Here is a 12,206-nt window from a genome sequence, read left to right on the forward strand (position 1 = left end):
GGAGCGTCTCTATCCTAATCCGCTGTGATTGTAGAGATGTTGCGTGCAACGACTTTCAACGTGTACAATTCCATGAAACGAAAATAGGACCTATAGGTCAAATTGCTTGGTGCGACGGTGCGTCAAGCTTAATATGGATTAGCTTCGCGGAGGAATCAAAACCCTCAAAAACGCAAAGTCACCATGAACAAAAGCAAGTGTAAGGTATGCGGCTCAGCCCATACAATCAAGTACGGCATCCGCAACGGTATGCAGCTTGACCCGAACATCCAAATCTTATTGCCAGAATCCACCACGCAATTTGACCCATTGAGACTTTGTATGCTCAAAATACCACGCAATTTGACCCATACGCCAAAAATTTGTGCCAAACAAAAGCCAATTCTAAATCGAAACAAATTCTTTGTACATTTGCAGCAATTATAAAACTTAATCACAATGAAATTAGAACTTTCACATCTCGAATCGTTCCGTGGAAAGGACGCGATTCTGTCGGCTGAAACGAAGGTTGCAGCCACCTACAATACAATTTACAACAAGACTGGCGAAGGCAACGATTTTCTCGGTTGGGTCAATCTACCTTCTGAATTGGACGAAACGCTCGTTAGTGATATTGAGCAGACAGCCAAAGACTTACGCGCAAAATCCGACATTTTTGTCGTCATCGGCATCGGTGGTTCCTATCTTGGCGCCCGCGCCGTGATTGAGGCTTTGTCGAATCATTTTGCTCCTTTGACTGACCAAAAGCCGCTGATTGTTTACGCAGGCCACAACATGAGCGAGGATTATCTCAGCGAACTGATGGAGGTTCTCGACAAAAAGGATTATTCCTTGGCTGTGATTTCGAAATCGGGCACGACGACAGAACCTGCCATCGCTTTCCGCATCCTGAAACAACACATTATTAATAAATATGGCGAGAAGGAAGCCGCTTCGCGCATCATCGCCATCACCGACAAGGCAAAAGGTGCTTTGAAACAGCTGGCCAATGTGAAAGGCTACAAGACTTATGTCGTCCCTGATGATGTCGGTGGCCGTTTCTCGGTTCTCACGCCTGTCGGTTTGCTGCCAATCGCAGTGGCTGGCATCGACATCCGCCAATTGATAAAAGGTGCAGCCGAAATGGAAAAGATGTGCAAGGCCAATCCAACCTTGAACGGCGATCCTGTTTCGGAGTATGCCGTGGTGCGTCAGGCCTTGTACGATATGGGCAAGACCAACGAAATCATGGTCAACTATGAGCCGCGTTTAGTGTATTTTTCCGAATGGTGGAAACAGTTGTTTGGCGAGAGCCATGGAAAGAACCATAAAGGTATTTTCCCTGCATCAGTCACATTCTCAACGGATTTGCATTCGATGGGACAATACATCCAAGATGGCTTGCGCAACATTTTTGAAACGGTCATTTCGGTTGAAAACTCCAACCGCGAATTGCGCATCCCGAATGAAACCGAGGATTTGGATCAGTTGAATTACATTGCCGGCAAACGCATTTCCGAAGTCAATCACAAGGCTGAATTGGGAACGATTTTGGCTCATGTTGACGGCGGTGTGCCGAACATCCGCATCATCATTCCTGAGATTTCTGCAAAAGTGCTTGGCGAATTGATTTATTTCTTCGAGATGTCGTGCGCCTTGAGCGGCTACACCTTGGGCGTGAATCCATTCAATCAGCCTGGCGTTGAGGCTTATAAGAAAAACATGTTCGCTTTGTTGGGTAAGAAAGGCTACGAATCGCAGACCGAGGCTTTAAAGAAGCGTTTGGAACTGTAAATGATATGAAAAAGATAGAAATCATGGCGCCGGTGGGCTCGTATGAAGCCCTTTCGACAGCAATACAGGCTGGGGCCGGAAGCGTTTATTTCGGCATCGGCAAACTGAATATGCGTTCGCGCTCGGCGAAGAACTTCAATTTGGATGACTTGAAGCAGATTGCCGAAATTTGCAATGCCAACGGCGTGAAAAGTTACGTGACCATCAACACGGTGATTTTTGACGAGGAAATCGAGGAAATGCACCAGTTGGTTGACGCGGTGAAAGCCAATGGCATTTCGGCCATCATCGCTTCCGACCAAAGCGTCATTCAATATGCGCGGCAGTTGGGCATCGAGGTTCACATGTCAACACAGTGCAACATCACCAACATTGAGGCTGTGAAATACTATTCGCAGTTTGCCGATGTCATGGTGACGGCACGCGAACTGAATGTGAATCAAGTGAAACACATCACTGAACAGATTGAGCAACAGCAGATTCGCGGGCCGAAAGGCGATTTGGTGCGCATCGAGGTTTTTTGTCATGGTGCTTTGTGCATGGCCATTTCGGGCAAATGCTATTTGAGTCTGGACAATTATAATTCGTCGGCTAACCGTGGTGCTTGCCTGCAGCTTTGCCGCCGTGGCTACGAAGTCCGCGACCGCGAAGAAGGCATTGAATTGGCCATCGAAAACGAATATATCATGTCGCCCAAAGACCTTTGCACACTGCCTTTCTTGGACAAGGTTTTGGATGCAGGTGTCGAAGTGCTGAAAATTGAAGGTCGTGGCCGTTCGCCGGAATATACCAAGGTGACGGTGGCGGTTTATCACGAAGCCATCAAGGCTATTGAGGAAGGCACGTTTATGCAGGAAAAAGTCGATGCTTGGATGGAGCGTTTGCGCAGTGTCTATAACCGTGATTTCTGGGATGGCTATTATTTGGGCCGCAAGACTGGAGAATGGACGCAAGTTTATGGTTCACAGGCTACTAAGACGAAACTTTATGTTGGTCAAATCACCAATTATTTCAGCAAGTTGGGCGTTGCCGAAATCCGTATGGAAACTCACGACCTGAATGTCGGTGATGAAATCATGATTATCGGCCCAACGACAGGCGTTTATGAAGATACGATTGAAGAAATTCGTGTCGATCTGAAACCGGTTCAGCAAACCGTGAAAGGTGAGGCTTGCTCATTGCCTGTCAAATCGTTGGTGAGGCGCGGGGATAAGGTTTATAAGGTGGTTTCCACCATGTAGGGCTGTCGCACCGAGGCAGCCGCTTCGAAAATTCGTCGTGCGGAGGCCATAGTATGACAGTCCTACAAACCATTCATTGCTTTACCCAAATAAGCTTGCTGACATCGTAGCCTCGGCGTGTGGCTTCTGCAAGAATGGCTTGCTTTACGTTCTCGTCCAGTTTCGGTGTGCGAGAAAGGATCCAAAGGTACTTTGCGCTTTTGCTGCCTACGAGGGCATACTGATAATCAGGGTCAAGCATCATGACGCGGTAATCAGAATAGAAAGGCCCGAAGAAGGAAACGCGCAGGCGGCCAGGATCTTTGGTTGTCTTGGCTTTCCCTGATGAAGACTTGAATTGGCCGTTTTTCTGACCTGTATTTAAAACATTGATTCGGTTGTCGCAACACAGCACGTAGGTAGCTTTGCAATAGTCAAGGTCACGTTCAAAACGGTGGTCAAAACGGGCAATCTCGTACCATTCGCCAGCATAGCGGTTCAAGTCGATGGTTTTCACGGTGGAGTTGTCGATTTTTTGGGCGTTGCAACCAAAGGCAACGAGGCATAAAGCCATCAGCATCAAAGCTCTGTTTAAGATTTGTGTTTTCATTGTTGATTGGATTTGAATTTCCATAGTAATACGGAGAAATCGCCGAAAAGTTACAAATCAAGAAGATTTTTTTGCAAAAAGCCGTATTTTTGCATAATTCTTTCTACATAAAACCGAAAAAGAGCAATCATGCAAAACTTCAATCTACATACCCATAGCATTTATTCCGACGGCAAATCGCAGCCTCGCGAAATCGTTGAAGAGGCTATCCGTCAGGGATTTAGTGCCATCGGTTTTTCTGAACATAGTCCTTTGCCTTTCGACAATACCTTTTCGGTGAAGGATTATGACATGCCGAAATATGTGGCCGAAATCGCACAATTGAAGGATGAATTTAAGGACAAAATTGAGGTTTATTGTGCTTTGGAGGCCGATTATGTTCCCAACACTTCGGAGACTTTTTCGGTGACACAGGAAAAATATCATCTTGATTATCTGATTGGTGGCGTTCATCTTGTCGGCCAATCGGCCAATCCTGACGAATTATGGTTCATTGATGGTCCGAAATGGGAAATCTATGATGAAGGCTTGCAGAAATTCTTTGATGGCGACATTCGTCGTGGCGTGCGCCGTTTCTTTGAGCAGACGAATGAAATGATTGAAAACGAGCATTTTGACGTTATTGCTCATTTCGACAAAATCAAGATGCACAACCGCGACCGATATTTCCACGAAGATGAGGTTTGGTATCGAAAACTGGCAATGGAAACTTTGGACTTGATTCGCGAAAAGGGCCTTGTGATGGAAATCAACACGCGCGGCATCTACAAGAAGCGTTACAACGGATTTTATCCTTCGCCTTGGCTGATGAAAGAGGCTTGCGCAATGGGTGTTCCGGCCATCATTTCGGCCGATGCGCATCATTTCAGCGAGATTTCCTTGGAATTTGAAGCTGCTGAGGAAGCCTTGAAACAGGCTGGCTATCGTAGCGTTGTTCGATATAAGGATGGAAGATGGATGGAAAAGGAAATTTTGTGAAACAAATGATTCAAAACCACTTGTTTTAATGAAATTAGTTATTTTTGCAGAAAATAATTGGTCATGGCTGTTTTGACAATGTTTTATGGAATTATTATTTCCATGTATTATTATGACAATCGCCAGCATCATTTTCCTCATATCCATGTCAAGTGTCAGGATAAGGAAGCGGTGATTAGAATTCCTGATGGTGAAATAATAGAGGGAGATCTTCCTGTTGGGAAGAACAAACTTTTGCAAGCATGGATGGAGATTCATAAAGAAGAGCTTATGGCTGACTGGGAATTAGCATCTAATGGTACCAATATTTTCCAAATTGACCCTTTAAAATAACAAGTGATGAATCCTCGTGTAAAATCAGTGAAACCAGAAAACAATTACACTTTGCTATTGGAGTTTTCTAATGGTGAAGTAAAGCGTTTTGATGTTTCGCCCTATATAGGAAAAGGTGTTTTTGCGCCTCTTTCCGATGAATCGTTTTTTTGGCGGGTAAGGGTGTTTTTAGGAAGCATACAATGGCCTAATGGGGCTGACCTTTGTCCTGATACATTGTATTTGGATTCTTTAAGTATTTAGTTGCTTGAAAAACTATGGATGTTGCATAAGGAAAATTACAGTATAATTGAAGAAGAAACAAAGTAATAAATTGTAAATCATCATTATATAATTAAATATAGCGAAAGAAAAACAGATAAAAGACACATAATCATTTAGAATAGCTTTTCAAAAACGAATTCTTGAACACCTATTTCCACAAAGTCTCTATTGAGACACCTTATCAAGAAGCCGTTATGAAACGCCAATGTATTTTGGCGTGGAATGACTTGTTGATAAGGTGGGAGTGGAAACCCGGTGTTCGGCAAGTTGAACAAATTCCACGCTTTTTCATGCACATCGGGCAACATATCAAGGAGGTAATGCGGCAACAGGGCGTAACTGCAACGCAGTTGGCCAAAGACATTTGTTGTGCCCGTCCGCATATCCATAGGATTTTCCGTAAAGATAACATCGATGTCGCCTTGCTTGAAAGGATTTCCAGAGCGTTGAATTATGATTTTTTTCGCGACCTTTCGGATGAATTCAATAGGAAAGTGTAACCAATGTGGTTACTGTAACTGAATTGGTTACTTGAAAAAGAGCCTTGAAACGAAAGAAGAAAGTATTTTTGAAGCCAGATCAATTAACAACTAACACTGCGGGCGACAGAATAAAGACTGCCAAAATAGAATGAGAAGAAAACACTTTTGTACGTTGCTTCTATTGTTTATAGTAATCGGACTTACATCATGTTCAAACGATAAAAACAATCCTGAAAAACTTATCATTGGGAAATGGAATTTATAGAAATAGAAGTTAATAATACGGGATTCCTAGAAAATGGAATGCTGCAACATTTTGGAATTGCAAGTAGTGCAGATTGTATTTTCAAAGAAGATGGTAGTTGTACAGTTTGCTTTAGGAACTCCTTATGTGCTGACGGAAAGGCTGACGGAAAGTATACTGTTGAGGATGATGTATTGAGAATAAAAGATGTTGAAGTATCGGTTCCTCTTCATTTGCTTTTTGAGAATGATGCAGATCTACAGGATCTCTGTAATGCCTATGATTTCCATCTTGGCATTGATAAAATCACAAAATCTTCATTGAAAGTTACAGGAACACTTATGATACAAAACCCTTACTATCATAATTATTCAGAAACTTTCTCACTTAAATGTACTATGGAGAGAAAATAGATTAAGATTATTGAAATATGACAAGATACGTAATAAGAGAGGAAGATGATAGCAGTGATGTAATGGTCGGGACATTCATTATCACTATGATTGTCACCGTTATATCCTTTATTGCCGTTGTAGTATTTGCTTTCATAGCAGTAGGTGTTGTTTGGGGAACATTTACAAGTATCAAGAATTATATAAGTGGGGTTGTAGCGGAAGGATCACATTTGGGAAAAACCATTTCTGAAGCATGGAATGGAAATGTTGATTCTATGCAATATTTTTTTGATACGGCACGGGATTATAACCATATTTTGTCCACACTGGTTAAGCCGTTTCTAGTTATGGCTGGAGTTGGTGTCATCCTTGTGGGAACGGTATTGTTGCCAGTTTGGATAATCATACATACTGTATTTCTGCTCTTATTACTTCCTTTTAAAGGGATTAGGAAAAAAGAGGAGAGTCTTCTAAATTGACGGTAGTCTCAATAAAAGTAAACCAGAGCCGCAAAAGGTTCTGGTTTTTCATTTGCCTTTTCATGAAAAATATGCATTTTCACCCTAAAAAAGTGCCGAAAAATATGCAAAAAATCTGCATATTTTTCATAACTTCAAGTAATTCATCACATTATTCTCAATGCGTTTGGCGAGGTCTTCCGAATCGGCGGACGAAGCATTACGCCAAGCGGGTTATCGCAGTGTAGTAAAATTTGTGAATAATCGATGGATTAAAGTAGGGATTCTGTAAAGTTTCGGAAGAGAAGATTGGCTTTCGGAATCTTTTCATTTGGTGATTGAATATGCGTCTTGTTGAATAAAAAGAAATGCCTATCTTTGCATCGTATTTAAATAATTGATTATGCCTGAATTGTTTAGACAATATGGATTTATCTTCATGTTTTTTTCTCACGAACATGAACCCATCCATGTGCATGTTAGAGGCCATAATGGCGATGCTAAGTTTGTTTGGGATGATGAGGGTTTTGTCTTAGAAAGTTCCAACAACATAAAAGCCAATGATTTGAAACGCATTGAGCGTGCCATTCATGAGAATGCAGACATTATTATCAACCGTTGGTATGAAATTTTCGATTCAAAAGATGTTGAAAATCAATAAAATATGGTTTGATGGAGAATGGCTGTACGGTCTTGGCGATGACGGAAACACTTATCGCCAGTCGCTGCTTTGGTACAAGGCATTGGCCAATGCCACTGATGCGGAACGTCAGAAATATGAAATCAGCACGATAGGAATCCATTGGCGAAAGTTGGATGTTGATGTCAGTTTTGAAAGCTTCGCCTATGATGAAGCGGAGCCTTCGGAAATGCAACGCTTTTTTTTGACGCATCAGGAGATTGATGTTGGTAAGTTTGCAGAAGGAGTTGGCATCAATGTGTACTTGCTGAAGAACTATATCAATGGTTTCAAAAAACCTTCTCAGGAACACGAACAGCAGATTTTGCAACAAATTCACCAAATAGGTCAGAAAGGTTTTGTTGCTTCGTTCTAAGAAATTGCTGTAAAAAATATGCTTCAACTATGCGGAATCTGTGTTTTTTAGCACTTTCCGCATAGTTGAAGCATATTCTTGATTGTAGGGTCGCGACGGATCGCGTCTCTGCATTATTTCGTCAGGAAATTCATCACATTGTTTTCAATGCGCTTTGCTAAATCTTCCGAGTCGGCGGCCTTTTCGAATTTGTGGCCGGTCACTTTTTCGTAGAGTTCGATGTAACGGTCGGAAACGCTATCGACGTATTCAGGTGTCATTTCTGGCACTTGCTGACCTTCCTTGCCTTGGAAACCGTTGGCCATCAGCCATTCGCGGACAAATTCCTTTGAAAGCTGAATCTGAGGTTCGCCTTTTGCAAAGCGTTCTTCGTATTGGTCGGCGATGAAATAGCGTGATGAGTCGGGCGTGTGGATTTCGTCCATCAGGTAGATTTGGTCGCCAATCTTGCCGAACTCATATTTTGTATCAACGAGGATAAGTCCTTGTTTTGCAGCGATTTCGGTTCCGCGTTGGAAGAGTTTGCGTGTGATGGCTTCAATTTGTGCGTAGTCGCTTTCGCTAATCAGTCCTTGGGCGATGATTTCTTCGCGTGAAATGTCTTCGTCGTGACCTTCATCAGCCTTTGTGGTAGGCGTGATGATAGGTTCGGCGAAACGCTGGTATTCGCGCATTCCGTCAGGAATCTGCACGCCGCAGATGGTGTGCTGACCGCTCTTGTAGGTGCGCCATGAACTGCCCGTGAGGTAGCCGCGGATAATCATTTCGATTGGGAAAGGTTTGCAGAGCTTGCCCACGGTGACCATCGGGTCGGGTGTGGCGAGTTTCCAGTTCGGCACAATGTCGGTGGTGGCATCGAGGAACATAGAGGCTATCTGATTGAGTACCTGCCCCTTGAAAGGAATGCCTTTGGGCAGAATGACATCGAAAGCGGAGATACGGTCGGTGGCAACCATAACCATATATTCGTCGTTAATGAAATAACAGTCGCGGACTTTGCCGTGATAAACCTTGGTCTGGCCAGGGAAATTGAAATCTGTTCTTGTTAATGCTTTCATGATGATATTGTGAGATTTAAAGATTCAAGATATAATGATTTAAAGATTTAAAATTCAAATATTTAAAGATTTATGATTTACTTTCTTCTTCGCTTGTTGCGGCGTGGTGTCGTTTGTAGGCGTTCACAATGTCGGTGACGAGTTTGTGACGCACCACATCCTTTTCGTCGAGCATGATGAAATCAATGCCTTCCACATCTTTCAGCACTTCCATGGCTTGCGGCAAGCCAGATGGCGTTTTTGGCGGCAGGTCGATTTGCGTGATGTCGCCGGTGACAATGAATTTGGCAGAGCGTCCCATGCGTGTGAGGAACATTTTCAGCTGGCTGCGCGTAGCATTCTGCGCTTCGTCGAGGATGACGAAAGCATGGTCCAAAGTGCGGCCGCGCATGAAAGCCAAAGGCGCAATTTCGATGGTGTGGTCTTCGAGATAGCCTTCCAGTTTTGCCGATGGAATCATGTCGCGCAAGGCATCGTAAAGCGGTTGCAGATAGGGGTCGAGCTTGTCTTTTAAATCGCCGGGAAGGAAACCAAGATGTTCGTCAGCTTCAACGGCTGGGCGCGTCAAGATGATGCGTTTCACTTGACGGGCTTTTAAGGCGCGCACGGCCAAGGCAACGGCGGTGTAAGTCTTTCCCGTTCCGGCGGGACCGATGGCAAATATCAGGTCTTTCTTCTCCGACGACTGCACCATGCGTTTTTGGTTGGCGGTGATGGCTTTGATAGGCGTTCCGCCGCGTCCAAAGACCAAGACATCGCTATCGAAAAGCTGGCGTTGGATTTCCGTATTGCTGTTTGCAAGCATCACTTTTTCAACGTCTTGCTCGCCAATCTTTCCGTTTCTTTCGAGTTGCAGCACCAACATTCCGTAGCGGCTGATGAAATAATCAATCTCGTCTTCTTCGCCCATCACCTTCATGAAATCGCCTCGTGCAATGATTTTCAGCTTCGGGAAAAGCTCCTTCACCTTATTCAAATACTTGTCGTTAGGGCCGTAAAGCTCTTTTGGATCCACATTTTCTATCTGTAAAATCTGTTCTGCCATAATATACAAATTAGCAGTTTGTTTTCGAGTAGCCAAATTTGCGCTACAAAAATAGTAAATTTGATTTGATAAGTAATCATTCCGAAGAAATCTATGAAAAACTGGTTGTTGGTTATCGGTTTACGGTTTTCAGTTTTTCAGTTAGTTACAGTATTTCACCATTCATTCATCACCAAATAACTCGTCATCCGTCCCCATTCTTTGGTATGAACCGAATGAATATGGCTTATGCACCGTTTTTCATCCCTATTTTCGTCACTTTCGTCCCAAAAACTGGTTTTTTGTCCCTGCTTCAAACCGTCAATCACTTTGTTTGTTATGAGTGAAATCCAAGTCCTAATTTTGCGGCAAAATCAACCAAAAGGAAAATGAAGAATATGATTTGCACATTCGGCGATTCCATTATGAAAGGTGTGGTTTCGTCTCAAAAAGATGTTTCGGGAAGACCACTTTATCAGGTTTCCGAACAGAATTTCGTCAACCGTTGCAGACAGCGGTTTGGCATCAACATCAGGAATTATGCCTGTTATGGCAGCACTACCACCCAAGGCATGAAGTACATCAACCGACACGAAAAGGAAGTGAAGGAAGCTGATTACATTCTGTTTGAATATGGCGGCAACGATTGCGATTACGACTGGAAATCAATTGCAGCCTCTCCAAGCGATTTGCATTTGCCAAAAAATCCGTTGGATGTTTTCGTGTGCCAATATCAGGATTTGATAAAGAAAATCAGGAACTTAAACGGAAATCCCGTCATCATGTCGCTGCCTTTGATTGACCCTGACAGGTTTTTCGACCATCTTTCGTTGGGTCTGAATCGCGACAACATTCTCAGTTGGTTGGGTGGCCGCACGATGCATCTTTACCAATGGCACGAAATGTACAACGTCGAGCTTTTCAAGATGGCACGTCGTTTGCGTGTGCCTATCATTGACGTCACTTCGCCGTTTCTTGAATTGCGCAATTACAGCGATTTCCTTTGCGACGACGGCATCCATCCGAATGAAAAAGGTCATGCCCTGATTGCCGAAACCATTGAGAATAATTTTGGCGCAATTTTTGATTAGGTTGATATTTGTATTATTTTTGCAAACACAAAATTTCAAAGAAATGAAGAAAACACTTTTCACATTTTTGGCTCTTTTTTTAGCAGCCTTTACTTTTGCCCAGACAAAGGGCGACAATGCCGTGGCTAACAGCATTTTGGGAGATTATGAATCTGTGCAGGGCAAGGATCATTTCAAGGCTCATGTCACTCAAAACAGCAACGGAACTTTCAAAGCCCAGATTTTCTGGATTGAAAACGACAAAGACGAGAACGGCAACAAACTTCTCGATGCCAACAATCCTGACAAGAGTCTGCGCAATGTTCCGGTCGATCAGATTGTGCTTTTTGACGGATTGCAGTACGATGCCGATGACAAGGAGTGGAATGGCACCAAGATTTACGATCCGCAGCGTGGCATCCGCGCCAAGCTGACCTGCCAATTTCAGCCCGATGGCAAATTGATGCTCAAAGGCTCGGTGATTGGCATCAGCGAAAAAGTCTATTGGACCAAGATCAAATGATTTCATTTTTCCGATTAAGACTTCCGTGTTGTCGGCTGATGGCACGGAAGTTTTTTATGTGATAACGAAAACAAAACAAACTTGATTGCAAATGAAAAATTTTACGATAAGAAACGAACAACCGTCAGATTATAAGGAAGTTGAAAATCTGGTCAGGGAATCTTTTTGGAATGTATATCGTCCTGGGTGTCTGGAGCATTATGTGCTGCATTGCCTCCGCAACGATGCGGCTTTCGTCCCGGAACTTGATTTCGTGATGCTCATTGATGGCAAAATCATGGGACAAATCATCTTCATGCGCACCGAAATTAAGTGCGATGATGGAAAACTGCTACCCATTGTCACTGCCGGACCGCTTGCCATTGCGCCCGAATACAAACGCCAAGGCTATGGCAAGGCTTTTTTGGATTATGCCCTCGCAAAAGCTACCGAAATGGGTTTCGGTGCCATTTGCTTTGAAGGCAACATCGGCTTTTACAAACATTGCGGTTTCACTTATGCTTCCGATTTTGGCATCCGTTATCACGGTTTGCCTGAAGGAGAGGATGCATCGTTTTTTCTCTGCAAGGAACTGAAACAAGGCTATTTAAATGGTATTCAGGGCGAATATGCCACGCCACAAGGCTATTTCGTCGATGAAAACGAATGTAAGGAATTTGACAGGCAATTTCCACCAAAGGAAAAACTGCGTTTGCCGGGACAGATATTTTGAGATTTTT

General features: G+C 43.4%; 16 protein-coding genes. 13 read left to right on the plus strand and 3 right to left on the minus strand.

The annotated features are described in order from the left end of the window. Positions 1–438 precede the first annotated feature (438 nt). Both AC06MN_RS15095 and AC06MN_RS15100 read left to right on the plus strand, forming a co-directional pair. Complete coding sequence (locus AC06MN_RS15095) at positions 439–1,773, plus strand: glucose-6-phosphate isomerase (protein ID WP_475673203.1); 1,335 nt, start codon at positions 439–441, stop codon at positions 1,771–1,773. A gap of 5 nt (positions 1,774–1,778) precedes the next feature. Continuing rightward, on the plus strand, positions 1,779–3,014 hold the full coding sequence (locus AC06MN_RS15100; protein WP_475673204.1) for a peptidase U32 family protein: 1,236 nt from the start codon (positions 1,779–1,781) through the stop codon (positions 3,012–3,014). A 73-nt stretch (positions 3,015–3,087) separates the two neighbouring features. On the opposite strand, the gene AC06MN_RS15105 is transcribed toward AC06MN_RS15100, so the two are convergent. Next, positions 3,088–3,603, minus strand: a complete 516-nt coding sequence (locus AC06MN_RS15105) for a lipocalin family protein (protein ID WP_475673205.1) — start codon at positions 3,601–3,603, stop codon at positions 3,088–3,090. Positions 3,604–3,732: 129 nt separating this feature from the next. Between AC06MN_RS15105 and AC06MN_RS15110 the strand changes: the two genes are divergently transcribed. The 8 genes from AC06MN_RS15110 (at position 3,733) to AC06MN_RS15145 (ending at position 7,812) form a co-directional block, all read left to right on the plus strand. Continuing rightward, a complete protein-coding gene (locus AC06MN_RS15110) occupies positions 3,733–4,581 on the plus strand; it encodes a histidinol-phosphatase (RefSeq protein WP_475673206.1) in 849 nt (282 codons plus the stop codon). Between the two features lie 63 nt (positions 4,582–4,644). Then, the gene (locus tag AC06MN_RS15115; RefSeq protein ID WP_475673207.1) at positions 4,645–4,914 is read left to right on the plus strand and encodes a DUF4160 domain-containing protein; all 270 of its coding nucleotides are present in this window, start codon (positions 4,645–4,647) and stop codon (positions 4,912–4,914) included. A gap of 6 nt (positions 4,915–4,920) precedes the next feature. Continuing rightward, positions 4,921–5,157 carry a DUF2442 domain-containing protein gene (locus AC06MN_RS15120; RefSeq protein ID WP_475673208.1) on the plus strand — a complete coding sequence of 79 codons (237 nt, stop codon included), beginning with the start codon at positions 4,921–4,923 and terminating at the stop codon, positions 5,155–5,157. 161 nt (positions 5,158–5,318) lie between these two features. Continuing rightward, positions 5,319–5,678 (plus strand): helix-turn-helix domain-containing protein, encoded by a 360-nt coding sequence (locus AC06MN_RS15125; protein WP_475673209.1) that lies wholly within the window; start codon positions 5,319–5,321, stop codon positions 5,676–5,678. A gap of 234 nt (positions 5,679–5,912) precedes the next feature. After that, the gene (locus AC06MN_RS15130) at positions 5,913–6,317 is read left to right on the plus strand and encodes a hypothetical protein (protein ID WP_475673210.1); all 405 of its coding nucleotides are present in this window, start codon (positions 5,913–5,915) and stop codon (positions 6,315–6,317) included. 17 nt (positions 6,318–6,334) lie between these two features. Next, on the plus strand, positions 6,335–6,778 hold the full coding sequence (locus tag AC06MN_RS15135; protein WP_475673211.1) for a hypothetical protein: 444 nt from the start codon (positions 6,335–6,337) through the stop codon (positions 6,776–6,778). Between the two features lie 382 nt (positions 6,779–7,160). Next, positions 7,161–7,418, plus strand: a complete 258-nt coding sequence (locus tag AC06MN_RS15140; RefSeq protein WP_475673212.1) for a DUF4160 domain-containing protein — start codon at positions 7,161–7,163, stop codon at positions 7,416–7,418. Beyond that, complete coding sequence (locus AC06MN_RS15145; protein WP_475673213.1) at positions 7,402–7,812, plus strand: DUF2442 domain-containing protein; 411 nt, start codon at positions 7,402–7,404, stop codon at positions 7,810–7,812. Before AC06MN_RS15140 ends, AC06MN_RS15145 begins: the two co-directional genes overlap by 17 nt. 113 nt (positions 7,813–7,925) lie before the next feature. Here AC06MN_RS15145 and AC06MN_RS15150 read toward each other — a convergent pair whose 3' ends face one another. Both AC06MN_RS15150 and AC06MN_RS15155 read right to left on the minus strand, forming a co-directional pair. Continuing rightward, positions 7,926–8,870 carry a phosphoribosylaminoimidazolesuccinocarboxamide synthase gene (locus AC06MN_RS15150; protein ID WP_475673214.1) on the minus strand — a complete coding sequence of 315 codons (945 nt, stop codon included), beginning with the start codon at positions 8,868–8,870 and terminating at the stop codon, positions 7,926–7,928. 70 nt (positions 8,871–8,940) lie between these two features. After that, on the minus strand, positions 8,941–9,915 hold the full coding sequence (locus AC06MN_RS15155) for a PhoH family protein (RefSeq protein WP_475673215.1): 975 nt from the start codon (positions 9,913–9,915) through the stop codon (positions 8,941–8,943). Between the two features lie 368 nt (positions 9,916–10,283). Between AC06MN_RS15155 and AC06MN_RS15160 the strand changes: the two genes are divergently transcribed. The 3 genes from AC06MN_RS15160 (at position 10,284) to AC06MN_RS15170 (ending at position 12,199) form a co-directional block, all read left to right on the plus strand. Next, positions 10,284–10,985 (plus strand): SGNH/GDSL hydrolase family protein, encoded by a 702-nt coding sequence (locus tag AC06MN_RS15160; RefSeq protein WP_475673216.1) that lies wholly within the window; start codon positions 10,284–10,286, stop codon positions 10,983–10,985. A gap of 43 nt (positions 10,986–11,028) precedes the next feature. Further along, on the plus strand, positions 11,029–11,487 hold the full coding sequence (locus AC06MN_RS15165) for a DUF2147 domain-containing protein (RefSeq protein WP_475673217.1): 459 nt from the start codon (positions 11,029–11,031) through the stop codon (positions 11,485–11,487). 91 nt (positions 11,488–11,578) lie between these two features. Continuing rightward, the gene (locus AC06MN_RS15170) at positions 11,579–12,199 is read left to right on the plus strand and encodes a GNAT family N-acetyltransferase (RefSeq protein WP_475673218.1); all 621 of its coding nucleotides are present in this window, start codon (positions 11,579–11,581) and stop codon (positions 12,197–12,199) included. Positions 12,200–12,206: the final 7 nt, after the last annotated feature.

The sequence above is a fragment of the Candidatus Limimorpha sp. genome, assembly GCF_056203535.1.